21 protein-coding genes are annotated in these 23,843 nt (G+C 70.6%); 6 read left to right on the forward strand and 15 right to left on the reverse strand.

What is annotated here, in order from left to right; genetic code table 11:
- The 11 genes from E2651_RS22750 to E2651_RS22800 all read right to left on the reverse strand — a co-directional run.
- On the reverse strand, positions 1-636 hold a 636-nt coding region (locus E2651_RS22750), incomplete at its 3' end, for an SCO3242 family prenyltransferase (protein ID WP_245239107.1).
- A gap of 103 nt (positions 637-739) precedes the next feature.
- A complete protein-coding gene (locus E2651_RS22755; RefSeq protein WP_245239109.1) occupies positions 740-1,858 on the reverse strand; it encodes an inositol-3-phosphate synthase in 1,119 nt (372 codons plus the stop codon).
- A gap of 145 nt (positions 1,859-2,003) precedes the next feature.
- Positions 2,004-3,368 (reverse strand): ThuA domain-containing protein, encoded by a 1,365-nt coding sequence (locus E2651_RS22760; protein WP_135333046.1) that lies wholly within the window; start codon positions 3,366-3,368, stop codon positions 2,004-2,006.
- A 14-nt stretch (positions 3,369-3,382) separates the two neighbouring features.
- Positions 3,383-5,872, reverse strand: a complete 2,490-nt coding sequence (locus tag E2651_RS22765; protein WP_135333047.1) for a PQQ-dependent sugar dehydrogenase — start codon at positions 5,870-5,872, stop codon at positions 3,383-3,385.
- A 199-nt stretch (positions 5,873-6,071) separates the two neighbouring features.
- Positions 6,072-7,073 (reverse strand): sugar phosphate isomerase/epimerase family protein, encoded by a 1,002-nt coding sequence (locus tag E2651_RS22770; RefSeq protein ID WP_135333048.1) that lies wholly within the window; start codon positions 7,071-7,073, stop codon positions 6,072-6,074.
- 10 nt (positions 7,074-7,083) lie between these two features.
- The gene (locus E2651_RS22775) at positions 7,084-8,316 is read right to left on the reverse strand and encodes a Gfo/Idh/MocA family oxidoreductase (RefSeq protein WP_135333049.1); all 1,233 of its coding nucleotides are present in this window, start codon (positions 8,314-8,316) and stop codon (positions 7,084-7,086) included.
- Between the two features lie 48 nt (positions 8,317-8,364).
- Positions 8,365-9,414, reverse strand: a complete 1,050-nt coding sequence (locus tag E2651_RS22780; RefSeq protein ID WP_135333050.1) for a substrate-binding domain-containing protein — start codon at positions 9,412-9,414, stop codon at positions 8,365-8,367.
- Positions 9,415-9,464: 50 nt separating this feature from the next.
- Positions 9,465-10,484 carry an ABC transporter permease gene (locus E2651_RS22785; protein ID WP_135333051.1) on the reverse strand — a complete coding sequence of 340 codons (1,020 nt, stop codon included), beginning with the start codon at positions 10,482-10,484 and terminating at the stop codon, positions 9,465-9,467.
- Positions 10,481-11,998 carry a sugar ABC transporter ATP-binding protein gene (locus E2651_RS22790; protein ID WP_135333052.1) on the reverse strand — a complete coding sequence of 506 codons (1,518 nt, stop codon included), beginning with the start codon at positions 11,996-11,998 and terminating at the stop codon, positions 10,481-10,483. The genes E2651_RS22785 and E2651_RS22790 overlap by 4 nt, the downstream gene beginning before the upstream one ends.
- Positions 11,999-12,191: 193 nt before the next feature.
- Positions 12,192-13,373 (reverse strand): ROK family transcriptional regulator, encoded by a 1,182-nt coding sequence (locus E2651_RS22795; protein ID WP_135333053.1) that lies wholly within the window; start codon positions 13,371-13,373, stop codon positions 12,192-12,194.
- 214 nt (positions 13,374-13,587) lie between these two features.
- On the reverse strand, positions 13,588-14,547 hold the full coding sequence (locus E2651_RS22800) for a WYL domain-containing protein (protein WP_135333054.1): 960 nt from the start codon (positions 14,545-14,547) through the stop codon (positions 13,588-13,590).
- A 91-nt stretch (positions 14,548-14,638) separates the two neighbouring features.
- Between E2651_RS22800 and E2651_RS22805 the strand changes: the two genes are divergently transcribed.
- From E2651_RS22805 to E2651_RS22815, 3 genes are read left to right on the forward strand one after another with little or no spacing between them, the layout of a single operon-like run.
- Positions 14,639-15,358, forward strand: coding sequence for an NAD(P)-binding domain-containing protein (locus tag E2651_RS22805; protein WP_135333055.1), 720 nt, complete (start codon positions 14,639-14,641; stop codon positions 15,356-15,358).
- Between the two features lies 1 nt (position 15,359).
- Positions 15,360-15,764, forward strand: a complete 405-nt coding sequence (locus tag E2651_RS22810) for a VOC family protein (protein ID WP_135333056.1) — start codon at positions 15,360-15,362, stop codon at positions 15,762-15,764.
- 11 nt (positions 15,765-15,775) lie between these two features.
- Positions 15,776-16,969, forward strand: a complete 1,194-nt coding sequence (locus tag E2651_RS22815) for a winged helix DNA-binding domain-containing protein (protein WP_135333057.1) — start codon at positions 15,776-15,778, stop codon at positions 16,967-16,969.
- On the opposite strand, the gene E2651_RS22820 is transcribed toward E2651_RS22815, so the two are convergent.
- From E2651_RS22820 to E2651_RS22830, 4 genes are all read right to left on the reverse strand, one after another.
- Positions 16,966-17,643 (reverse strand): GntR family transcriptional regulator, encoded by a 678-nt coding sequence (locus E2651_RS22820; RefSeq protein ID WP_135333058.1) that lies wholly within the window; start codon positions 17,641-17,643, stop codon positions 16,966-16,968. The genes E2651_RS22815 and E2651_RS22820 overlap by 4 nt on opposite strands.
- 110 nt (positions 17,644-17,753) lie before the next feature.
- Positions 17,754-18,701: a beta-ketoacyl-ACP synthase III gene (locus E2651_RS22825; protein ID WP_135333059.1), complete on the reverse strand. Its 948-nt coding sequence runs from the start codon at positions 18,699-18,701 to the stop codon at positions 17,754-17,756.
- Positions 18,702-18,823: 122 nt separating this feature from the next.
- A complete protein-coding gene (locus tag E2651_RS44040) occupies positions 18,824-18,967 on the reverse strand; it encodes a hypothetical protein (RefSeq protein ID WP_167828863.1) in 144 nt (47 codons plus the stop codon).
- Positions 18,936-20,270: an OFA family MFS transporter gene (locus tag E2651_RS22830; RefSeq protein ID WP_135333060.1), complete on the reverse strand. Its 1,335-nt coding sequence runs from the start codon at positions 20,268-20,270 to the stop codon at positions 18,936-18,938. The genes E2651_RS44040 and E2651_RS22830 overlap by 32 nt, the downstream gene beginning before the upstream one ends.
- A 163-nt stretch (positions 20,271-20,433) precedes the next feature.
- Here E2651_RS22830 and E2651_RS22835 point away from each other — a divergent pair, with 163 nt between their 5' ends.
- From E2651_RS22835 to E2651_RS22845, 3 genes are all read left to right on the forward strand, one after another.
- Positions 20,434-21,411: a 2-dehydropantoate 2-reductase gene (locus E2651_RS22835; protein ID WP_135333061.1), complete on the forward strand. Its 978-nt coding sequence runs from the start codon at positions 20,434-20,436 to the stop codon at positions 21,409-21,411.
- Positions 21,408-23,330, forward strand: coding sequence for a molybdopterin-dependent oxidoreductase (locus tag E2651_RS22840; RefSeq protein WP_135333062.1), 1,923 nt, complete (start codon positions 21,408-21,410; stop codon positions 23,328-23,330). The genes E2651_RS22835 and E2651_RS22840 overlap by 4 nt, the downstream gene beginning before the upstream one ends.
- A 3-nt stretch (positions 23,331-23,333) precedes the next feature.
- On the forward strand, positions 23,334-23,843 hold a 510-nt coding region (locus E2651_RS22845), incomplete at its 3' end, for an NAD(P)H-dependent oxidoreductase subunit E (protein WP_209446220.1).

Raw genomic sequence — 23,843 nt, forward strand, 5'->3', positions numbered from 1 at the left:
CTCGCCACCGCCCCCGCCCCGTGCGAGCAGGTGGGTCAGCGCCGCCGTTGCGGCCAGTGCTCCCAGCGGTGCCGCCATGGAGCCGCCCTGGGCCTCGCGGCGTGAGACCGCGGTGACGGCGAGGGTGTGGGCGCCCAGGACGAGGGCGTTGGGCGTTGCGGCGCGGAGTTGCGCCGCAGGGTGGCCCTTGCCGGTTGCCGCCGCGCCCAGCAGGAGGTCGAGGCCGCGTGCCGCGGCCATGGCGGCGGGACCCGCCGGGGTGTGCTTCAGGCCCAGGTCGTAGGCCCAGACCGTGCCCGCCAAGGCACTCGCCACCGTGAAGGCGGGGCGCCCCGCGAGGGAGGCCAGGGCCAGGCCGCCGGCCGTGAAAGCGGCGGCCGCGCCCAGGGCCGCCGCGGGGGCGATGCGGCCGGACGGCAGCGGGCGGTGCGGGCGTTCGACCGCGTCGTCCGCGCGGTCCGCCCAGTCGTTGAGGGCCATGCCCGCCTCGTACAGGGAGAGGGATGCGGCCATGGCGAGCAGGGTGCGGGAGTTCGGGCGCAGCCCGGTCGCCGCCGCTCCTGCGAGCGCGTCGCCGGGGACGGTGAACAGGGCCGGGACACGCAGGAGTTCGGCCCAGTCGCGAGCAGTACTCATGTGACTCATGTGACTCATGCGGCTCATGCGACTCACGCGGCACCTCGCACAGCATCGCGGACCGCGCCTACGCCGCCGCCCCTCTGAACACCACAGCTCACCCTCACGCCCCCGCCCCCTTCAGCCGTTCCGCGAAGGCGACCAGCGCCGCGTACTGCTCGCCCAAGGACGAGGAAGAGCCCGGGTCCGGGTCCTTGAAGTAGAAGCCGAGGGAGGGGGAAGGGCCGGTGAGGCCCAGTTCGTGGGAGCGGGCGAGGAGGCGGGCCAGGTCCAGGATCAAGGGGGCCGCCAAGGCCGAGTCGCAGCCCTGCCAGGTGGTCTGCAGGACCATGCGCGCGCCGAGGAAGCCGTCGAAGGCGATGTGGTCCCAGGCGGTCTTCCAGTCGCCGAGGGACGGGACGTCGTCGATGTGGACCTCGCCCTCGGGGGCCGTCCCGAGGGTGTCGGCGAGGACGCGTTCCTTGCCCGCGTTCTTCGCCGCCGCCGCGGCCGGATCGGCGAGGGACGCGCCGTCGCCGCCGCCCAGGAGGTTGGTGCCGGACCAGGCCCGCACGGCGAGCGCCCGCTGGGCGAACATCGGGCCGAGGACCGAGCGCAGGAGGGTCTGGCCCGTCTTGCCGTCCCGGCCCGCGTAGGGGAGGCCGGACGAAGCGGCCGCCGCGGCGAGTGCCGGGTGGTGCAGGCCCGTGGACGGGGTGAAGTTCACGTACGGGCAGCCCGCGCGCAGCGCCGCCGCCGCGTACAGGGAGCTGGCGGGGAGCCGTCCCCCGCCGTCCGGTGGCAGCGGTTCCGTCGAAGCCACGTTCACCACCACCGCACGGGCAAGACCCCGGCGACGTACAAAGTCCGTGATGTCGTCCGCGAACGACGCGATCAGCTCCTCGTCCGACCGGCCGTCGGCGTCGGTGTCGCCGGGGCGTGGCCCGCCCATGCGTATCTCCGCGTCCGCGGCGGCCAGTTCGGAGCGCACCGCCGAGGGGACCCCGTGCGGCAGCACTCCCCCGGCGGCCAGTTGCTCCGCGCGCTTCGGCAGCGGGCACTCCACCGTGTCGTGGCCGCCGAAGACGAGCGACGACAACGTTGGCAGACCACACTCCGCGAACGGCGGGGTCTCCGTGACCATGCCGGTCGGCGGGTGCAGACCGGCCGTCACGGCCGCACACCCCGCGACAGCCGTCGTGGCGACCGAACCACGCGCCCCGATCAGCCACACCCCGGTCAGCCCACCCCCCGAAGAACCAGAGGAACCAAAGGATCCAGAAGAACCAGAAGAACCAGAAGAAGAGGAAGAAGAGGTAATGGGCACGGCTGCCTCCTGTCGAAGAAAGACGGCGGGCGGAGGTCCGGCGTCCTCCGCCCGCCGCCGTCTAGCGGCCCACGCCGGAAGCGGTGCGGGCCGGGAGTTCCTTCACCCGGATGTCGCGGAAGGAGACCTGGTCATCGGCGCCGTGGTTCTGGATGCCGATGTGACCGTCCTTCAGGCTCCTCGCCGGATCCGTGTTGGTGAAGTCGTTGATCTTCACTCCGTTGAGATAGATCCGAAGGCGTTCGCCCTCGACACGGAGTTCGTACGTGTTCCACTCCCCCGGCGGGTTCAGCGCCTTGTCGCGCTTCTTCAGGTCGGCGGACTTGAAGCCGTAGACGGAGCCGGTGGTCTTCTCCGGGACGTCGGTGGCGTCGATCTGGATCTCATAGCCGTTGTTCACGGCCGACCACGGGTCGTCGGAGGCCGGGAAGCCCACGAAGATCCCCGAGTTGTCGTCGCCGTCCATGCGCCAGTCCAGCTTGAGGGAGTAGGAGCCGAGCTCCTTCGCCCCGTACCAGAGCATGCCCATGCCGCCGACCGTCGTGAGCGTCCCGTCGGCCTCGTTCAACTCGAAGGACCCCGGGCCCGCCTGCTTCCAGCCGTCCAGCGAGGCGGCCGTCCCGTCGAAGATCGGCGTGTAGCCCTTCTCCGCACGGCAGTCGGCCTGCGCCGCGCCCGTCGCCCAGCGGATCCCACCGAGCAGATGCGTGCGATATACGGGATCGGCGAACGACTCCTTGGTGTGGCCGCCGCCCGTGTAGAAGGAACGGCCGCCCTGGTAGTCCTGGCACCAGGCGATGGGATGGTCGCCTGACATCGTGCCGCCGGTGTACGACGACTCGTCGAGCGAGGCGAGGACGCGGGCCCGGTCCCGGGGATTCGAGCGGTAGTTGTACCACTCGTCGGTGCGGTCCCAGATCCCCGGCAGCTGCTCGGTGGACGGGTGCGCGTGGTCCTCGACCTGGACCTTCGCCGGCTGGATCGCGGGATGCGACTGGAAGTAGGCGCCCGCGAGGCCTCCGTAGAAGGGCCAGTCGTACTCGGTGTCGGCGGCGGCGTGCACGCCCACATACCCGCCGCCCTTCTTGATGTAGCCCTCGAACGCCGACTGCTGCTCGGCGTTGAGCACGTCGCCGGTCGTGGAGAGCCAGATCACGGCGTCGTACTGTGCGAGGTTCGAGGCGGTGAAGGTTCCGGCGTCCTCGGTCGCGTCGACGGTGAAGCCGTTCGCCGCGCCGAGGTCCTTGACGGCCGCGATGCCGTCCGGAATGGAGTCGTGCCGGAACCCGGCGGTCTTGGAGAACACCAGGACCTTCTCACCGTCGGCCTTCGACGTACCGGGGTCGGACGCCGCAGGCCCCGATACACACCCTATGAGCAAGGCGGCCGCGGCCGTAGCAGTGGCTGTCCGTGCGGATGCGCGCATGTGATGCCCCCTCCTCAGCTCGTGGTGACGGTGAAGTCGTCGACGTCGTACAGGGCGCCGGTGCCCTCGCCCTTGAAGACCAGGAAGAGCGTGGTCGTCTTGGTGGGCGCGCCGGCGAGAGCGGTGCTCACGTCGGTGTACGTCTCCCACCCGCCGGTCGGCGCGACCTTCGCGCTGCCCAGGAGCTTGCCGGTGGCCGAGCCGCCGCGGACCTCGAGCGTGCCGCCGGCTCCGCCCGAGGCGACGCGCGCGGTCAGCTTGGTGGCGTTGCCCAGGATGTAGGGCTTGAAGGCGATCCAGTCGCCGTTGTTGATGTCACCGACCGTCTTGCCGCCGTGCGCCGGGGTGTGGTTGACCACGGACACGCCCTTGGAGTCGTTGTAGTGCTCGCCCTGGCGGTGCTTGGGCTGGACGACGTTCTGGTCGTGGGTGGTCAGCGCGGGCTGGCCGCCTGCGCCCTTGTCGGTGTACTCGGCGTCGAAGACCCCGAAGATGTTGGCGTTCGGGTCGTGCTCGCCGTCCGCCGAGGTCTGCAGGGTGCCCTCGCAGCCGTTGGCCGATGTCACCGGGTGGCCGTGGCTGTCATGGCCGAGGATGTGGGTGACCTTGACCTTCGTGCAGTCGATGGCCCCGTCCTCCGGGTCGGTCACCTTCACCTTGAAGGGAATCTTGTCGCCGAAGGTGAACAGCTGCCCGTCACCGGGGAGTTCCAGGGTCACCTTGGGCGCGGTGTTGCCGACGGTGAGGTGCGCGCTGGCCGAACCGGTGCGCCCGGTCGAGTCCTTGACGGTCACGGTCGCGGTGTAGACGCCGTTCTTCTTGTACGTGTACGAGGGGTTCTGCTGCGTCGACTTGCCGCCGTCGCCGAAGTCCCAGGCGTAGGTCAGCGTGCCGCCGTCGGCGTCCGTGGCCTTCGCGGTGAACTTGGTCTTGAGCGGGGCCTGGCCGCTGGTCACGGAGGAGCTCGCCTCGGCGACCGGGGAGTGGCCACCGGTGGCGTTCTCGATGCGGAAGAGGCCGGAGTTCTCGTCGCCGCCGAACCAGGCGGTGCCGTAGTCGAGGACGTACAGAGCGCCGTCGGGGCCGAACTCCATGTCCATCACCTGGGTGCCCGTCCACGGGAACGGGTTGATCTTCGAGACCGTGCCGTCCGCGCCCTGCTCGATGCGCTTGATCCAGCGCCGTCCGAACTCACCCGCGAAGAAGTCGCCGTCGTACGCCTCCGGGAACTTCACCGGGGAGGTGTTCGCCGCGTCATAGCGGTAGACGGGGCCGCCCATCGGGGACTCGGAGCCCGAGCCGAACTCGGGGACGGAGCCGCCGTCGTACGGTATCCAGGCCTCCTGCGCGGCCGGCAGATCGGTCAGGCCGGTGTTGTGCACGGAAGTGTTCTTCGGTGCGGCGCAGTCGAAGGCGGCACCGGAGGTCTGCGTCGCGAAGTCGTAGTCGATGTACGCGTCGTTCTTGCCGGTGCAGTACGGCCAGCCGAAGTTGCCCGGCTTGGTCACGCGGGCGAACTCGACCTGGCCCGCGGGGCCGCGCTTGGGGTCGGCCGCTCCCGCGTCGGGGCCGTAGTCACCTACGTACACGATACCGGTTGGCTTGTCGACACTCATCCGGAAGGGGTTGCGGAAGCCCATCGCGTAGATCTCGGGGCGGGTCTTCTCCGTGCCGGGAGCGAAGAGGTTGCCGTCCGGGACGGTGTACGTGCCGTCGTCGGCGACCTTGATGCGCAGGATCTTGCCGCGCAGGTCGTTGCTGTTGCCGGCGCTGCGGCGGGCGTCGAAGGCGGGGTTGCGGTCCGCGCGCTCGTCGATGGGCGTGAAGCCGTCCGAGGCGAAGGGGTTGGAGTCGTCGCCCGTCGAGAGGTAGAGGTTGCCGTCCTTGTCGAAGTCGATGTCGCCGCCGACGTGGCAGCAGATGCCGCGGCTCGCGGGGACGTCGAGGACCTTCTTCTCGCTGGCGTTGTCGAGGGTGCCGTCGGCCTTCAGGACGAAGCGGGAGAGGCGGTTGACGCCGTCGAACTTCTTGAAGTCATCGGCCGTGCCGGTCTCCGGGGCGTCGCCGGCCGGGGTGTCGAGCGGGGGCGCGTAGTAGAGGTAGATCGCGCGGTTCTCGCTGAACTTCGGGTCGATGGCGACGCCTTGGAGGCCCTCTTCGTCATGCGTGTAGACCGGGATCTTGCCCGCGATCTCGGTGTTGCCCGCGGCGTCGGTGAGGCGCAGCGTGCCGTCGCGCGATGTGTGCAGGACGGAGCGGTCGGGGAGCACGGAGAGCGTCATGGGCTCACCCGTCTCGGGCTCGCCCTTGGCGAGGGTCACCTGCTGGAAGTCTTCGGCGAGGGGGGCCGCGGCCGCCCTGTCGGCCTGCGCGCGGGCGGCGCGCAGTGCCTCGGGGTCGGCGGCGTTCGCCGACGGGGAGGTGAGGGTCAGGGTGGCGCCCGCGATGAGCGGGGCGGTGAGCAGCGCGAGTGTCTTGCGCAGTCTCAGGCGTTTCCTGTGCACGGGGGTTCCTCCGGGAGGGGGGACGGTCGTACGCGGGTGTGATCTTGGCGCCGGGCGCCGGGGTGCGCCGTCACCCCGGAAGGTTCATGTCCTGTACACATCAGGGACGGTAGCCACGTTTGTCCGTGACGGAAAGCCCTTGCACAGCAACAGAGTTCAACTTTTCCCTTGGGCAGGACAAAGTGCCCGCCGACAGCGCTCAGTTGCCCCCGAACGCCGCGTCGAACGACGCCGACGGAGGCTCGAAGTCAAAGGCCTTCAGGCTCCGCAGCGCCTCGGGAGCGCCCTGGAGCCGGTCCATGCCCGCGTCCTCCCACTCCACCGAGATCGGCCCCTCGTAGCGGATGGAGCGCAGCATGCGGAACACGTCCTCCCAGGGGACGTCCCCGTGCCCCGCGGACACGAAGTCCCAGCCGCGGCGCGGATCGCCCCACGGGAGGTGGGAGCCGAGGCGGCCGTTGCGGCCGTCGAGGCGGCGCCGCGCCTCCTTGCAGTCGACGTGGTAGATGCGGTCCCGGAAGTCGTAGAGGAAACCGACCGGGTCCAGGTCCTGCCAGACGAAGTGCGAGGGGTCGAAGTTCAGGCCGAAGGCGACCCGGTGGTCAACCGCCTCCAGGGCGCGGTGCGTTGTCCAGTAGTCGTAGGCGATCTCGGAGGGGTGCACCTCGTGGGCGAAGCGCACGCCCTGTACGTCGAAGACGTCGAGGATCGGGTTCCAGCGCTCGGCGAAGTCCTCGTAACCCCGCTCGATCATCGACTCGGGCGCCGGCGGGAACATCGCCACCAGGTGCCAGATCGAGGAGCCCGTGAAGCCGATCACCGTGTCGACGCCGAAGGCCGCCGCCGCGCGCGCCGTGTCCTCGATCTCGCGGGCGGCCCGCCGCCGCACGCCCTCCGCATCGCCGTCGCCCCAGATCCGGGCGGGCAGGATCGCCTGGTGCCGCTCGTCGATGATCGCGTCGCAGACGGCCTGCCCGACCAGGTGGTTGGAGATGGCCCAGCACTTGAGGCCGTACTTGTCGAGAAGCTGGCGGCGGGAGTCCAGATAGGAGGTGTCGTTCAGGGCCTTGTCGACCTCGAAGTGGTCACCCCAGCAGGCGAGTTCGAGCCCGTCGTAGCCGAAGTCGCGGGCGAGCCGGCAGACCTCTTCGAGCGGCAGGTCGGCCCACTGGCCGGTGAACAGGGTGAACGGGCGTGGCATGACGGCCTCCTCAAACCTGGACAGGGGTGTACGGGACAGGGGTGTTCGGTATCGGGGTGTAGACGGAGTTCTTGGCCGCGCTCTCCTCCACGGCGGCGAGGACCCGCTGGACGCCGAGCCCGTCGGCGAACGACGGTTCGGCGACGCCGCCTTCGGCGATGGCGTGCACCAGATCGCGCGCCTGGTGCACGAAGGTGTGCTCGTAGCCGAGTCCGTGGCCGGGCGGCCACCAGGCCTCCAGGTACGGGTGTCCCGGCTCGGTCACCAGGATGCGGCGGAAGCCGGAGGACGTGGCGGGCTCCGTGTGGTCGTGGAAGGAGAGCTCGTTGAGGCGCTCCAAGTCGAAGGCCAACGAGCCGTCGGAGCCGTTGAGTTCGAGCCGCAGCGCGTTCTTGCGGCCCGCCGCGAAACGGGTCGCCTCGAACAGGGCGAGCGCGCCCGACGGGAAGCGTCCGGTGAAGACCGCCGCGTCGTCCACGGTGACGGGTCCGGTCTCGGCGCCGCCCTCCCCCGTGAGCCCGCTGGACGCCCCGTCGAGCAGCGGCCGCTCCCGCACGAACGTCTCGGTGAGCGCCGAGACGCCCGCCACCGGTTCCCCCGCCAGATACTGCGCGAGGTCCACGATGTGCGCCCCCAGGTCACCGAGGGCGCCCGAACCCGCGCGGTCCTTGCTCAGCCGCCAGGTGAGCGGGAACTCCGGGTTCACCAGCCAGTCCTGAAGGTACGTCAGACGTACGTGTCGCAGCGTGCCGAGCCGTCCCTCGGCGACCATCTGCCGGGCGAGGGCGAGCGCGGGGACCCGGCGGTAGTTGAAGCCGACCATGGCCACCTGGCCGCGCGCGCGGGCCCGTTCGGCGGCATCGGCCATCGCCTCGGCCTCCTCGACGGTGTTGGCGAGGGGCTTCTCGCACAGCACGTGCTTGCCCGCATCGAGCGCCGCGATCGCGATCTCCGCATGGCTGTCGCCGGGCGTGCAGATGTCGACGAGGTCGACATCCGCACGGTTCACGAGTGTGCGCCAGTCGGTCTCCGCGGCCGCCCAGCCGAGCCGGTCCGCGGCCGCGCGCACGGCGCCGCCGTCGCGTCCGCAGACCGCCGAGAGAACGGGCCGCAGGGGCAGATCGAAGACGCGCCCGACGGTGCGCCAGCCCTGGGAGTGGGCGGCGCCCATGAAGGCGTATCCGACCATGCCCACCCCCAGCGGCCGCTTCCCTGTCCCGGCCTCGTGTTCCGTCTCACGCATGCGGTACTCCTCCTCGTCGGTGCTCGGTGGGGGGTGCGGACGCGCGCATCACTTGAAGCCGGTGGACATGTACTGGCCGACGTTGTCCTTGTCGACCACCGCCGAGTACAGGGTGATGAAGGCCGGGATCTCGAACTCGGCCATGCCGCTGACGCCCTTGCCCTGGCCGAGCGCGCGGGCGAGGTCGATCGCCGAGGCGGCCATCGTCGGCGGGTAGAGGACGGTGGCCTTGAGCACGCTGTCGTCGGACTCGATGGCCTGGAACGCGGAGAGCGCGCCCGCGCCGCCGACCATCAGGAAGTCGTCGCGGCCCGCCTGCTTGATGGCACGCAGCGCGCCCACGCCCTGGTCGTCGTCGTGGTTCCACAGGGCGTCGAAGTTCTTCTGGGCCTGTAGGAGTTGGGACATCTTCTGCTGCCCCGACTCGACGGTGAACTCGGCGGCCTGCCGGGCGACCTTCTCGATGTTCGGGTAGTTCTTCAGGGCGTCGTCGAAGCCCTTGCTGCGCTGCTTGGTCAGCTCCAGGTTGTCGAGCCCCGCGAGCTCGACGACCTTGGCGCCCTTCTTGTCCTTGAGCTTCTCGCCGATGTAGTGCCCGGCGCTCAGCCCCATGCCGTAGTTGTCGCCGCCGATCCAGCAGCGGTAGGCCTGCGGCGATGCGAAGACCCGGTCGAGGTTGACGACGGGGATGCCCGCCTTCATGGCCTTCAGGCCGACCTGGGTGAGCGCCTTGCCGTCGGCCGGCAGGATCACCAGGACGTCGACCTTCTTGTTGATCAGCGTCTCGACCTGGCCGATCTGGGCGGCGGTGTCGTTGGAGCCCTCGGTGGACTCCAGCGTCACGTCCGAGTACTTCTTCGCCCGCTCCTTGGCGTTGTCGTTGATCGCGTTCAGCCAGCCGTGGTCGGCCTGCGGTCCCGCGAACCCGATGGTGACCTTCTTGCCGGGCTTGTCGTCCGCGACGGGCTGGTCCTTGCTGTCGTCGCCCTCGTCCTTGGACTCGTTGCTGGTGCACCCCGTGATGAGGGCACCGGTCGACAGGGCGGCCGCTCCGAAGAGCAGTCCTCTACGGCTCGCGAATAGGGATGTCTCGGGCATGGCGGTGAACCCTTCGAATCAGGGAGTGCTCGCATCAGGGAGTGTTGGCATCAGGGAGTTGAGGCCGTACGTCGCTGGACCAGGACCGCGGCGACGATGATCGCGCCCTTGGCGATCTGCTGGACGTCGCTCTGCAGGTTGTTGAGCGCGAAGATGTTGGTGATCGTGGTGAAGATCAGTACGCCGAGCACGGAGCCGGTGATGGTGCCCCGGCCGCCGCTGAGCAGGGTGCCGCCGATGATCGCGGCGGCGATGGCGTCGAGCTCGTACAGATTGCCGTTGGTGTTCTGTCCCGAGCCGGACAGGATGATCAGCAGGAAGGCCGCGATCCCGCAGCACAGGCCGGAGAGCAGATAGAGGTAGAGCCGCTGCCTGCGTACGTCGATGCCGGCGAGCCGCGCCGCTTCCGCGTTGCCGCCGACCGCGACCGAGCGCCGCCCGAAGGTGGTGCGGTTCAGGAGCAGCCAGCCGACGACGGTGACGGCCGCGAAGACGAGCACGAGCGGCGGGATGCCGAGGACGTAGGAGTCGCGTTCGCCAAGGCTCAACACCCCGTCCACGGTGACCATTTGGGTCTTGCCGTCGGTGATCTGCAGGGCGAGACCGCGGCCCGACGCCAGCATGGCGAGCGTCGCGATGAACGGCACCATCCCGCCGTACGCGATGAGCAGTCCGTTGACGAGACCGCAGGCCATGCCGACGATCACCGCCGTGAAGAGGATGCCCGCGAAGCCGTACTCCTGGGTGGCCACGGTCGTCGCCCAGACGGAGGCGAGCGCGACGATCGCGCCGACCGACAGGTCGATGCCGCCCGAGATGATCACGAAGGTCATGCCGACCGTCACCACGCCGATGACGGACGCCTGGGTGAGGATCAGCTGGACGTTGTCGGTGTCGAGGAACGAGTCGGGCTGGGTGATGCCGCCGATCGCGATCAGCGCGGCGAGCACACCGAGCAGGGACAGCGTCCGCACGTCGGCACGCGCGGCGAGCGTCCGCAACGGGCGTGCACCGTCCGCCGGTTCACTCTTCGATGCGGCGGGCCGTGGCGGCGATGCGGGCTGCGTCATGACGCCGGGCTCCCTTCGAGTACGAGGTCGAGTACGCGGTGTTCGTCGAGGTCACGGGCGGGCGCCGTATGGACGACGCGGCCCTCGCGGAGCACCAGGACGCGGTCGGCGAGGCCGAGGACTTCGGGGACCTCGCTGGATACGAGCAGGACGGCGAGGCCGTCGTCGGCGAGGCGGCGGATCACGGCGTACAGCTCGGCGCGGGCGCCGACGTCCACGCCGCGGGTCGGCTCGTCGAGCAGCAGGACGCGGCAGCCGCGGAGCAGCCAGCGGGCCAGGACGGCCTTCTGCTGGTTGCCGCCGGAGAGGGTGCGCACGGGTGCGCCGGGGTTGTCGGGGCGCAGGGACAGCTCGCGGGTCGCGGTCTGCGCGGCCTTCTTCTCGGCGCCTCGGTCGAGCCAACCACCGCGCGAGAAGCGGGACATGGAGGAGACCGACACATTGTTGGTGACGGACTCCAGCATCAGCAGGGCCTGCGCCTTGCGTTCCTCGGGGGCGAGGCCGAGTCCCGCGCGGACGGCGGCGCGCACGCTGCCGGGTCGCAACACCTGTCCGGCGACGGCGACTTGCCCGGCGGTCGGCTTTCGGGCGCCGTAGATGGTCTCCAGGATCTCGGAGCGCCCCGAGCCGACGAGTCCGGCAAGGCCGACGATCTCGCCGGGGCGGAGTTCGAGGTCGAGGGGTTCGAACTCGCCCTCGCGGGCGAGTCCGCGTACCTTCAACACCGCGTCGGTGGTGGGCCGTTCGGTGGGCCGGTCCGGGAAGACGTACTCGACGTTGCGGCCCGTCATCAGGGCGACGACCTCGCGGGTCGGGGTCTCCTTCGCGGGAAGTCCGACCGCCACCGCACGGCCGTCCTTGAGGACGGTGACGCGGTCGCCGATGCGGCGGATCTCCTCGAGCCGGTGGGAGATGTAGACGACGGCCACGCCGTCCGCCGTGAGGTCGCCGACGATGCGGAAGAGGTTGTCGACCTCGTCCGGGTCGAGGGCGGCCGACGGCTCGTCCATGACGATGAGGCGTACTTCGTGGGAGAGCGCCCTGGCCATGGAGACGATCTGCTGCTGGGCGGCGGAGAGATCACCGACGAGCGTTCCCGGGTCGATCTCGCCGTGCCCAAGTCGCTTGAGCAGGGCGGCTGTTGACGCCTTCGCCTCGCGGCCTCGCACGACGAAGCCGGCGGTCGTCGGTTCATGCCCGAGGTGGACGTTCTCGGCGACGGACAGGCCCTCCACCAGGTCGAGTTCCTGGTAGATGGTGGCGATGCCGAGGCGCATGGCGGCGATGGGCGACCTGAGCGTGGTGCGCTCGCCGCGCCAGGTGATCTCGCCGTCGTCGGGCTGGTGGGCCCCGGCGAGGACCTTGATGAGCGTGGACTTCCCGGCGCCGTTCTGGCCGAGGAGGCAGTGCACTTCGCCGGCCTGGACCTGGAGGTCGACGCCGTCGAGGGCGCGGACGCCGGGGAACGACTTGGTGATGCCGGACATGGTGAGCAGCGGTGGTTCTGGTGCCATGACGGTTCCCTTGGGCGGATGGGCCGGTTTCAGGGCAGGGCGGGGCTCGTGCGGGGCTGAGCCTGTTTCGGAGCAGGGCGAAGCAGCGCGCTGTACTGGGTGAGGTGTGGTGCGTCGCGTAGTACGGGTCGTACTTATGGGTCGCACTTATGGGTCGTACTTATGGGTCGTACTTATGGGTCCTACGTACCGGTCAGGCCGGTGAGAACAGGTGGTCGCTGATGAGCCGGGCGCCGCCGATGACTCCGGCGGCCGGCCCCAACTCGCCCAGGACGATGGGGAGATTGCCGGTCGCCAGGGGCAGCGACTGGCGGTAGACCTGGGTGCGGATAGCGGCGAGCAGCGTGTGGCCGAGGCCGGTCACGCCGCCGCCGATCACCACGAGGCCCGGGTTGAAGAAGCTGACGAGGCCCGCGATGACCTGGCCGGTGCGGTTGCCGCCGTCGCGGATGAGGTCGAGCGCGGTGGCGTCACCGGCCGCGGCCGCCGCGGCGACGTCGACGGCGCTGAGCTTCCCCGCCGCTTCCAGACGGGTCGCGAGCTCGGCCGAGAGCCCCTGCCCGACCGCGTCCTCGGCGTCGCGGGCGAGCGCCGCGCCGCTGAAGTACGCCTCCAGGCAGCCCCTGTTGCCACAGGCGCAGGGACGTCCGTCCGGTTCGACCTGGATGTGGCCGATGTCGCCCGCACTGCCCGTCGTACCGCGGTAGACCTCACCGCCGACGACGATGCCGCAGCCGATGCCGGTGCCGATCTTGACGCAGAGGAAGTCACCCACGGAGCGTGCGACGCCCGCGTGCTGTTCCCCCATCGCCATCAGGTTCACGTCGTTGTCGACCATGACGGGGCAGCCGAGGTCCTGGCTGATGGCTTCCCGTACGGGAAAGCCGTCCCACCCCGGCATGATCGGCGGGGCGACCGGGACGCCCTCGGGGAAGCGGACGGGACCGGGGACGCCGATACCGGCGCCGTCGAACCCTTCCGCGAGCCCGGAGGCCTTCAACTTGGCGGCCATGGCGAGGACTTGCTCGAAGACGGCGACAGGGCCTTCGCGCACGTCCATGGGCTGATTGATGTGGCCGAGGACCTCCAGCTCGGCATTGGTCACCGCGACGTCGACCGAGGTCGCGCCGATGTCCACGCCGAGGAAGCGGAGGGCGGGGGCCAGGCGGATGTTGTGGGAGCGGCGGCCGCCGCGCGAGGCGGCGAGTCCGTCGGCGACCACGAGTCCGGTCTCCAGGAGCCGGTCCACCTCGACGGCCAGCTTCGACCGCGAGAGGTCGACCTGATCGCCCAGCTGGGCACGGGAGTTGGGCCCTCCGTCACGCAACAGCCGCAGCAGACGCGCCTGATGCGCATTGGCGGGTCGAGCCGTCATACGTCTCACGCGCCTCTCCCCGCCTCATCGGGCAACTCATGTTGTCACGCCCGGCGTTCGTTCTTCTCACCGGGCTTTCGAGGGGAACGTAGCAGCGCCTGCCGGGAGTGGGAAGAAGTTGCGCACGGATTACCCATGACTTTCTCCAGTCACAGGACAAAGAGAGGCTTGGCGGGCACCGCGCGGCTCGCGGCGCTGTCGGCTCCCGGCGCCGTCAGCTCGTGGCGTGCAGGGTGCGCTGGGCGGCGGCCCTGAGGTGGTCGCGGACGTCCGGGTCCGCGTCGAGGGTGTAGTCGGCGGTGAGGCCTGCCAGGGTCTGGGCGATGCGGGTGAGGGAATCGTCTGAGGCGTCGACGAGACACGTGCTCTCGTCGACGGGGCGGATGCGGGTGGCCAGGCCCCGGGTGTGGGCGCGGACGTGGTCGGCAGGGGCGTGGACGGTGGCGACGGCGCGGTGGCGGGTGGGTGCGGCGGAGAGCCGCTCGGCGACGAAGGCGGCGGGATCGTCGCCGGGCAGATCGCGGGCGGGTACGCGTCGGCCGGTGGGCGTGGGGCCGGTGATGCGGTCGAGGCGGAAGACTCGCCAGTCGTTCTTCGCGATGTCGTGGGCGAGGAGGTACCAGAGGGGGCCGGAGGCAACCAGGTGCCGCGGTTCGACCCGGCGCGGGCCGGTCGCGCCCGTACGAGTGGTGTAGTCGAAGGTGAGGACCTCGTGGTCGCGGCAGGCCACGGCGAGGGTGGCGAGGAGAGCGGGGTCGGCGCGCGGCCCGCGGTCGTCCCAGGCGATCCCGGCGACGGCTGCCTGGAGCGCGGTGACCTGGCCGCGCAGCCGGCGGGGCAGGACCAGCTCGAGTTTGGCCAGGGCCCGCAGCGCGGTCTCCTCGATGCCGGTCAGGCCGCCCGCGGCGGTGCGCAGGGCGACGGCGACGGCGACCGCCTCGTCGTCGTCGAGGAGGAGCGGGGGCAGGTCGGTTCCGGGGGCGAGGCGGTAGCCGCCCGCGTGGCCGCGGGCGCTGTCGACGGGGTAGCCCAGGTCGCGGAGCCGGTCGATGTCGCGGCGGACGGTGCGGACGGTCACCTGGAGCCGGGCGGCCAGGTCGGAGCCCGACCACTCCCGGCGGGTCTGCAGCAGGGAAAGGAGGCGCAGCATCCGGGCCGTCATGTCGCTGGTCATGATCTCCACTATGGCCGAGTCAGAGGACACCTCCTGTCCTGAAAGGGTCCTACTGTTGATCTGTCCAACCAGAGCAAACCGGGAGGTACCCATGAAAATCACCGTTCTCGGCACGGGCGGCGGCGCCCGCGCGCACACGGCCAAGCTCGTCGAACTCGGGCACGAGGTGTACGTCGGCACCCGCGACCCCGAGGCCACCCTCGCCCGCACCGAGCCCGACATGATGGGCAACGTGCCCTACGGCCAGTGGCTCGCCGACCACCCCGGCGTCACCCTGCTGTCCTTCGGCGACGCGGCGGCCGCCGCCGACGGGCCGGTCATCAGCGGCATCGACGGCCACAACGCTGTCGCCGCACTGACCGCCATCGCGGACCGCCTCGACGGCAAGACGCTCATCGACTACGCCGTCCCGTACGTCTACCAGCACGAGACCGAGCACCCCTGGCCCACGCCGTGGGGCGTCATGCCCAAGCTGGACCCGTGCGACACGGACAGCCTCGCCGAGCAGATCCAGCGGGCGCTGCCCGGGACGAAGGTCGTCAAGAGCTTCGTCACCCAGGAGCAGACCACCGTCGTCGACCCGTCGTCCGTCGGCCAGGGCGACCACACGATGTTCGTCGCCGGTGACCACGCCGACGCCAAGCAGCAGACCACCGAGCTGCTCAAGTCCTACGGCTGGAGCGACATCCTCGACCTCGGCCCGCTGGTGTGCGCCCGCGGCATGGAGATGTACGCCCCTATGCACTCCGCCATCGGCTTCGGCCTCGGCCAGCAGTTCGGCGGCCACTTCGGCATCAAGGTGGTGCGCTGACATGCCCGCCACGAGCAGCACTCCGGCACCCGCCCTGGACGGGAAGATCCTGTGCCATGCGATGTGGGCCCGCGACGGCCGCGAGCTGGCCGACTTCTACGCCACCGCGCTGGGCACGGAAGTCAGCCGCACCTACCCCGGCCCGCAGGGCGAACCCGCCGCCTGCGGGTTCGACGTCGGCCCCTCGATGTACCTCTTCTACTCCTCCGAGAACTTCACGGCCCCCAACTGGCCCGAGGAGGAGCTGCCCTTCCACATGGACTTGACGTTCACCGACGTACGGGCCGCGGAGGAGCGGCTGCTGGAGATGGGTGCCACCAGACCCGACCACCAGCCGGGCGGAACGTACTGGACGGTCCTGCTCGACCCCTCCGGGCAGCCGTTCTGCATCCACCAGGCCCACTGACCGCGGCCGTCATGACTCATCTGCCCCGCATCACCGCCGGCCGGCGTCGCGCCCGCCTGGTCCGGCGGCACCTGCTCACGCCGGCCGCCCGCGTGGACGGCGCCCACGAGGTGGCCGATGCCCTGATCGGCCTGCACGCCACCGACGCGGCGACCGTCTTCCTCTCCGCGGCCGCCCGGATGCGCGCCCCCACGCCCGACGCCATCGACCGGATCCTCTACGAAGGGCCGAAGGGCGTACCCGCCCTCGAGCGCGTACGGTGCATGCGCCGCACGATGTTCGTCGTCCCCGCCCACCTCGCGCCCGCCGTGCTCTCCGCGACGGCGCAGAACACGGACCGCCTCCGCACCGAGGCCATGGACAAGCTGAACCAGGCCCTCGGCTGGGATCACCGGCACTACACCACCGCGCGGCAGGACACCCTCTCCGCGCTGGCGTCACGCGGCGCGGCGACCGCAGCCCAGTTGGCCGACGACGTGCCCGCCCTGCGCGAGCAACTGGTCGTCTTCCCCGGCAAGTCCTACGAGTCCCGGCAGCGCGCGAGCTCGACGGTCCTCGGTGTCCTCGCGGCCGAAGGGCACATCCGCCGGGCCAGACCGGCCGGTTCGTGGACCTCGGCGCAGTTCCGCTGGACGCCCGCCCAGCCGCTGCCCGCCGTACCCGTCGCCGAGGCAAGGGCCGCCCTGGCCCGGCACTACCTCGAGGCCTTCGGTCCCGCGACGGCCGACGACGTGAAGTGGTGGACCGGCTGGAACCTCACCGACACCCGCAAGGCCATCGCCGCCACCGGCGCGCAGGCCGTCGAACTCGACGAAGGCGCCGGCTACCTCCTGCCCGAAGACCTGGAGGAGCTACAAGAGTCGCAAGACGAGCCCGGCGCCGTGCTGCTGCCCGGCCTCGACCCCACCCCGATGGGATGGCGCCACCGCCACTGGTACCTCGAACCCGCCCACACCGCCGCGCTGTTCGACCGCAACGGCAACATCGGCCCCACCGTCTGGTGGGACGGCCGCGTCATCGGCGCCTGGGCCCAGCACGCCGACGGACACATCAACCACCACCTGCTCACCGATGCCGGGGCCACCGCCCGCGCGGCCGTCGACGAGGAGATCGGACGCCTGACCGCGTTCCTCTCGACCACCCGCGTCACGCCCGCCTACCGCACTCCCCTGGAACGCCGACTCGCCGTCGGTGGGCCTGACTAGCCGTCGTTGCGCTGGTGGTACGTCTCCCGCGTGTGCTCCGTGTGCGCCCGCATGATCTCCGTGGCACCGCGCTCGTCGCGCTCCGCGATCGCCGCGATCAGCCTGCGGTGCTCGATCCAGGACTGCTTGCCGCGCTGGCGGGCCACCGGCGTGTAGTACCAGCGCACCCGGCGGTCCACCTGCCCGGCCAGTTCGGCGAGTACGACATTGCCGGCGAGCTCCATGACCTTGGCGTGGAAGGCGGCGTTGGTCGTCACCACCAGGTCCACGTCGCCGTCCGCGACGGCCTGTTCGCCCTTGGCGCACAGCTCTTCGAGCGCGGTGATCCCGGCGGTGCCCGTGTTCGCCGCGGCGAGCCGGGCGGCCTCCGCCTCCAAGAGCGTACGGACCGTGAGCAGTTGGTCCGCCTCCTCCTCCGTGGGCTCGTGCACGAACGCGCCCTGCGCGGGGCGCAGATCGACCCAGCCCTCGGTGTTGAGCCGCTGCAGCGCCTCGCGCACCGGTTGACGCGACACCCCCAGGTGCCCGGCCAGTTCACTCTCCACGAGGTGCTGGCCCGGCTGGAGCGCGCGGGTCGTGATGAGTTCGAGCAGCGCTTCGTAGACCCGCTCCCGGAGCGGACCAGGGCGTTCCAGCTTGGGCACCGCCCCCTGCGGCAGTCCTGTGGACAACATCGCGGTCCCCTCCTCGGCGATTGCCTTTTGTCTACAGTCTACTGAGCACAATGGCCAGCACCAGGGGGAGTTGGGCCGGTCACACGGCTCAATAGCGTTGTTCCGCCCCGCTACGGGCAGCGGACGACCTGTCCCGCGTACGACAGGTTGCCGCCGAAGCCGAAGAGCAGCACCGGGTCGCCGTGGACGATCTCGCCGCGCTCCACCAGCTTGGACAGGGCGAGCGGGATGCTGCCCGCGGAGGTGTTGCCCGAGTTCACGACGTCGCGCGCGACGACCGCGTTGACCGCGCCGATCCGCTCGGCGAGCGGCTCGATGATGCGCAGGTTGGCCTGGTGCAGGACGACCGCGGCGAGGTCCTCCGGCGTGAGACCGGCCTTCTCGCAGGCCTTGCGGGCGAGCGGCGGCAGCTGCGTCGTGGCCCAGCGGTAGACGCTCTGGCCCTCCTGCGCGAACCGCGGCGGCGTGCCCTCGATCCGCACCGCGTTGCCCATCTCGGGCACCGAGCCCCACAGCACGGGAGAGATTCCGGGCTCCTCGCCCGGCGGGCACGCCTCGACGACGGCGGCGCCCGCGCCGTCCCCGACGAGGACGCACGCGGTGCGGTCCGTCCAGTCGGCCACCTCGGACATCTTGTCCGCGCCGATCACCAGGGCGCGGGTCGCGGCCCCGGCCCGTACGGCGTGGTCGGCGGTGGCGAGCGCGTGCGTGAAGCCCGCGCAGACCACGTTCACGTCCATCGCGGCCGGCGACGGGATGCCCAGGCGGGCCGCGACGCGGGCCGCCATGTTCGGGGAGCGGTCGATCGCGGTGGAGGTGGCGACCAGGACGAGGTCGATGGCGTCGGGCGCGAGGCCCGCGGCGGCGACGGCCTTGGCCCCGGCCTGCGCGGCGAGCTCGTCGACCGGCTCATCGGGTCCCGCGATGTGGCGGGTGCGGATGCCCACGCGGGAGCGGATCCACTCGTCGCTGGTGTCGACCATGCCCGCCAGATCCTCGTTGGTGAGGATCTTCGCGGGCTGGTGGTGGCCGACGGCGGCGATGCGTGAGCCGTGCATGAACGGGTCCCCCTTGTTGCCGGAGATGCGGGACCGTCCAGTCTGCTCAGCGACTCACCAGTAACAGGACAGGTAAAGCAACAGGAATCGGGCGTGGGCTTTGGATGCTTCTCATCATCGCGTCACGCGTTGAAGAGCTGAGTGGCCTTGTGTGCGAGTTCGTACAGGCCGTAGCCGAGCGGCAGCCCCACCCACAGCCAGGCGGCGAGGATCAGCCCCCGGCGGCGCGGCGGACTATTGGGCGGCGTGCTGGTCGGCGCCGTCATGGGTGGCCTCCCTCGGGGCGGGAATGTGGTGGCGGGAGTGGACGGGGCGGACGAATTCGTTCGCCACGAAGCCCACGGTCAGCAGGCCGATCATGATCGTGAGGGACATGCCGTAAAGCCCGGAGCCGTGCTTGCCGGCCTCCTCCTGGCGGTCGGCGACCCAGTTGACGATCAAGGGGCCGAGGACACCGGCGGTGGACCAGGCGGTGAGCAGCCGGCCGTGGATCGCGCCGACCTGGTACGTCCCGAAGAGGTCCTTCAGGTACGCGGGGATCGTCGCGAAGCCGCCTCCGTAGAAGGAGAGGATCACCAGCGCGCAGACGATGAACAGCGGCTTCGACGCGTCGCCGAACCGGGCGATCAGCAGATACATCAGCGCGCCCACGCCCAGGTAGACGCGGTAGACGTTCTTGCGGCCGATCAGGTCGGACGCCGAGGACCAGCCGATGCGACCGGCCATGTTGGCGGCCGAGAGCAGGGCGACGAAGCCCGCGGCGGCGGAGACCGAGACCGGCGTCCCGGTGTCGGAGAAGAAGTCGATGATCATCGGGGCGGCCTTCTCCAGGATGCCGATGCCCGCGGTCACGTTCATGCAGAGCACGACCCACAGGCACCAGAACTGGGGTGTCCGCACGGCGGCCCGCGCGGAGACCTGCGGCCCGTCGAGCGTGCCGGGGGCGCCCGGTGCCCGCGCCCCTTCCGTACGCGGCACCCGCACCAGGAGCACGCCGAGTGACATGAAGACGGCGTACGTCAGACCGTGCACCAGGAAGGCGAGCGCGATGCCCGATGAGTCCGAGCCGAAGGACTCCAGCATCTGGGCCGACCAGGGCGAGGCGATGAGCGCGCCGCCGCCGAAGCCCATGATCGCGATGCCGGTCGCCATTCCGGGGCGATCCGGGAACCACTTGATCAGGGTCGACACGGGCGAGATGTAGCCGATGCCGAGGCCGATCCCGCCGACGAAGCCGTATCCGAAGACGATCAGCCAGTACTGGCGGGTCGCCGCCCCGAGCGCGGCGAGCAGGAAGCCGGAGGAGAAACAGGTGAGGGCGACCGCCATCGCCCAGCGCGGCCCGTTGCGCTCGACGAGGGTGCCGCCGAAGGCCGCCGAGAGGCCGAGCATCACGATGCCGAGCTGGAAGGGCAGCGCGCTCTGGGTGCCGCTGAGGTGGAGGGCGGATTCCAGAGGGGGCTTGAAGACGCTCCAGGCGTAGGCCTGGCCGATGGAGAGATGCACGGACAGGGCGGCGGGCGGTACGAGCCAGCGGCTCCATCCCGGGGGTGCGACGGGGGGCCTCATGATCCCGAACAGTAGGAATCAGGCGGGCGGTTGGGAAGAGGCCGTGCACTGTTTCGTCGACGGTATGCAATGTGCCGCGCAACCCCTTGCTGGGCCAACTTCCATACTGTAGACAATATTCCATCGACAGTTCGGATCCCTCAACCGAACGGAGCGCGCCACCGTGAAAGTCGCAGTCCTCGGCGCCGGAGCGATCGGCGCCTACGTCGGAGCCGCGCTGCATCGCGCCGGAGCCGATGTCCATCTCGTCGCCCGTGGACCGCATCTGGCGGCCATGAGGCAGCACGGAGTACGTGTCCACAGCCCGCGCGGCGACTTCACCGCGCGGGCCCACGCCACCGACGACCCGGCCGATATCGGCCCCGTCGACTTCGTCTTCCTGGGCCTGAAGGCCAACTCGTACGCGGCGTGCGGGCCGCTCATCGAGCCGCTGCTGCACGACGGCACCGCGGTCGTCGCGGCACAGAACGGCATCCCCTGGTGGTACTTCCACCGGCACGGCGGCCCGCACGACGGCCACCGCGTCGAGAGTGTGGACCCCGGCGGCGCGGTCAGTGCGGTGATCGCGCCCGAGCGGGCCGTCGGATGCGTGGTGTACGCGGCAACGGAGCTGGAGGGCCCGGGAGTTGTCCGGCACATCGAAGGCACCCGCTTCTCCATCGGGGAGCCCGACCGCTCACGTTCGAAGCGCTGTCTCGACTTCAGCGAGGCGATGCAGGCGGGCGGCCTGAAGTGTCCCGTCGAGCCCGAACTGCGCATCGACATCTGGATCAAGCTGCTCGGCAACATCTCCTTCAACCCGATCAGCGCGCTCGCCCGCGCCACGATGCGGGAGATGTGCCTGCACGGCGGCACCCGCCGCGTCATCGAGATCATGATGAACGAGACCCTCGCCGTCGCCGCCGCACTCGGCTGCCGCCCCGACATCTCCGTCGAGCGGCGCCTGGCCGGCGCCGAACGCGTCGGCGACCACCGCACCTCCACCCTCCAGGACCTGGAGCGCGGCAAACCGCTCGAACTCGACGTGCTGCTCGCGGCCGTCGTGGAACTCGCCGGGATCACCGGGGTTCCGGTGCCGACGCTCCGCACCGTCCACGCCATCTCGGACCTGCTGGCCGACCGCATGAGGAGCGCGGCATGAGCAAGAAACGGGACCGGGTGCCCAAGACGTACACCCGGCTCACCCATCCCCTCGTACGCGACGCGCGCGACGCTCCCTTCCGGCGGGCCACTTGGGAGGAGGCGCTGATCCGGGTGGCGGCCGGCCTCCAGGAGGCGCGCGGCGCTTTCGGGATGTTCTCCTGCGCCCGCGCCACGAACGAAATGAACTACGTGGCACAGAAGTTCGCGCGCGTGGTCATGGGCACGAACAACGTCGACTCCTGCAACCGCACCTGCCACGCGCCGAGCGTGGCTGGCCTGTCGGCCGCCTTCGGATCGGGCGGTGGCACCTCTTCTTATGAAGAGGTCGAACACACGGATCTGATCGTGATGTGGGGCTCCAACGCCCGCTTCGCGCACCCGATCTTCTTCCAGCACGTCCTGCGGGGGATCAGGAACGGCGCCCGGATGTACGCGGTCGACCCGCGCCGCACCAAGACGGCCGAGTGGGCGGAGAGCTGGCTCGGCCTGAACGTCGGCACGGACATCCCGATGGCGCACGCCATCGGCCGCGAGATCATCCACGCGGGCCTGGCGAACGACTCCTTCATCGAGCGGGCCACGTCCGGCTTCGAGGAGTACGCGGCCCTGGTCGAGCCCTGGACGCTGTCGCTCGCCGAGAAGGTGACGGGCGTACCGGCCGCCGCCATCAGGGAGTTGGCGCACGCGTACGCGCGGGCCGAGCGGGCACAGCTGTGCTGGACGCTCGGCATCACCGAGCACCACAACGGCACGGACAACGTGCGCGCGCTGATCAACCTGTCGCTGCTCACCGGCCACGTGGGCCGCTACGGCTCGGGCCTGCAGCCCCTGCGCGGGCAGAACAACGTCCAGGGCGGCGGCGACATGGGCGCCATCCCCAACCGTCTTCCCGGCTTCCAGGACATCCTCGACCCGGACACACGCCTGAAGTTCGAGACGGCCTGGGACACGGTCATCCAGCCGCGCCACGGGCTGAATCTGACGGAGATGTTCGAGGCGATGGAGGAGGGGTCGCTGAAGGCCGTCTACTGCATCGGCGAGAACCCCGCGCAGTCGGAGGCGGACAGCGAGCAGGCGATGCGACGTCTTCGTGCCCTGGACTTCCTCGTCGTACAGGACATCTTCCTTACGAAGACGGCCGAGTTGGCTGACGTCGTGCTGCCCGCGACGGCCGCCTGGGCGGAGACCGACGGCACGACGACCAACAGCGAGCGGCGCGTGCAGCGGGTCCGCAAGGCCGTGCGGCCGCCCGGTGAGGCGCGCGAGGACATCGACATCCTCTGCGATCTCGCGGGGCGGCTCGGCCACGACTGGAAGTACGCGGACGCGCGGGCCGTCTGGGACGAGCTGCGGTCGGTGTCGCCGGACCACTACGGCATGACGTACGAGCGTCTGGAGTCCCTGCAGGGCATCCAGTGGCCGTGCCCGTCGCAGGACCGGGTCGAACCGACGTACCTGCACGGCCGGTTGTGGGAGTCCGCCCCCGAACGGCGCGGCACGCCCGCGCCGTTCGGCCTCGTCGCACACGACCCGCCGGTCGACCTCACGGACGAGTCGTTCCCGATCCGGCTGACGACGGGTCGGCGGCTGGACTCCTACAACACCGGTGTGCAGAGCGGGGGTTTCGCCTCTCCGCTGCGGCGCGGCGAGTACGTCGAGTTGTGCCCGGAGGACGCGGAGCGGTACGGGGTCGTGGTCGGTGAGGAGGTGCGGATCTCCTCGCGGCGGGGGGTCGTCGTGGCGCCCGTGTGGGTGGACCCCGGTCTCCGCCCGGGCCTCGCCTTCATGACGATGCACTTTCCCGACGAGGTCGACACCAACCAGCTCACGATCGAAGCGAACTGCCCCATCGCGGGCACGGCGGAGTTCAAGGCATCGGCGATACGGATCGACAAGCTCGCCAGTGAGGTGGGGTGACGGATGGATCTGCACTTCGGTGACAGCAAGCCGACGGACGAGGAGCGGGCGGCCGTCGACGCGCTGCTCGGTCCTCCGGAGTCCGCGTGGGAGGGGGCCGATGACCGCAGCGACGCGGATCTGCGGTGGGCGCGGGGTGGCCGGGCGGCGCGGGAGCGGCGGGATCAGTTGTTGCCGGGGTTGCACGCGTTGAACGATCGCGTGGGGTGGGTGAGCGAGGGGGGCCTCGACTACCTCTGCCGGCGGCTTACGGTGCCGCCGGCGGAGGGGTATGGAGTGGCGACGTTCTACTCGATGTTCTCGGTGCGGCCGCGTCCCGCGACGGTGGTGCGGGTGTGTACGGATCTGGCTTGTGGGGGTGGCGTCGAGCTGTGCGGGGCCGTGGAGGCACGTCTCGGTCCCGCGTCCGGGGTGGCCGTCGAGCAGAGCCCCTGCCTTGGCCTCTGCGAGCGGGCTCCGGCGGCGTTGGTGGTGCGGGCTGGGCCTCCGGCGGTTCTTTCCCCAACCCCGCCC

Source organism: Streptomyces sp. MZ04 (genome assembly GCF_004684775.1).
Taxonomy (GTDB): Bacteria; Actinomycetota; Actinomycetes; order Streptomycetales; family Streptomycetaceae; genus Streptomyces.

Excerpts from the sequence above, each read along its gene's own strand:
- E2651_RS22785 (WP_135333051.1), bottom strand. The coding sequence starts at position 10,484 with ATGACGCAGCCCGCATCGCCGCCACGGCCCGCCGCATCGAAGAGTGAA.
- E2651_RS22825 (WP_135333059.1), bottom strand. The coding sequence starts at position 18,701 with ATGCACGGCTCACGCATCGCCGCCGTCGGCCACCACCAGCCCGCGAAG.
- E2651_RS22800 (WP_135333054.1), bottom strand. The coding sequence starts at position 14,547 with ATGACCAGCGACATGACGGCCCGGATGCTGCGCCTCCTTTCCCTGCTG.
- E2651_RS22820 (WP_135333058.1), bottom strand. The coding sequence starts at position 17,643 with ATGTTGTCCACAGGACTGCCGCAGGGGGCGGTGCCCAAGCTGGAACGC.
- E2651_RS22775 (WP_135333049.1), bottom strand. The coding sequence starts at position 8,316 with ATGCGTGAGACGGAACACGAGGCCGGGACAGGGAAGCGGCCGCTGGGG.
- E2651_RS22815 (WP_135333057.1), top strand. The coding sequence starts at position 15,776 with ATGACTCATCTGCCCCGCATCACCGCCGGCCGGCGTCGCGCCCGCCTG.
- E2651_RS22830 (WP_135333060.1), bottom strand. The coding sequence starts at position 20,270 with ATGAGGCCCCCCGTCGCACCCCCGGGATGGAGCCGCTGGCTCGTACCG.
- E2651_RS22760 (WP_135333046.1), bottom strand. The coding sequence starts at position 3,368 with ATGCGCGCATCCGCACGGACAGCCACTGCTACGGCCGCGGCCGCCTTG.
- E2651_RS22795 (WP_135333053.1), bottom strand. The coding sequence starts at position 13,373 with ATGACGGCTCGACCCGCCAATGCGCATCAGGCGCGTCTGCTGCGGCTG.
- E2651_RS22810 (WP_135333056.1), top strand. The coding sequence starts at position 15,360 with ATGCCCGCCACGAGCAGCACTCCGGCACCCGCCCTGGACGGGAAGATC.
- E2651_RS22805 (WP_135333055.1), top strand. The coding sequence starts at position 14,639 with ATGAAAATCACCGTTCTCGGCACGGGCGGCGGCGCCCGCGCGCACACG.
- E2651_RS22790 (WP_135333052.1), bottom strand. The coding sequence starts at position 11,998 with ATGGCACCAGAACCACCGCTGCTCACCATGTCCGGCATCACCAAGTCG.
- E2651_RS44040 (WP_167828863.1), bottom strand. The coding sequence starts at position 18,967 with ATGACGGCGCCGACCAGCACGCCGCCCAATAGTCCGCCGCGCCGCCGG.
- E2651_RS22840 (WP_135333062.1), top strand. The coding sequence starts at position 21,408 with ATGAGCAAGAAACGGGACCGGGTGCCCAAGACGTACACCCGGCTCACC.
- E2651_RS22770 (WP_135333048.1), bottom strand. The coding sequence starts at position 7,073 with ATGCCACGCCCGTTCACCCTGTTCACCGGCCAGTGGGCCGACCTGCCG.
- E2651_RS22780 (WP_135333050.1), bottom strand. The coding sequence starts at position 9,414 with ATGCCCGAGACATCCCTATTCGCGAGCCGTAGAGGACTGCTCTTCGGA.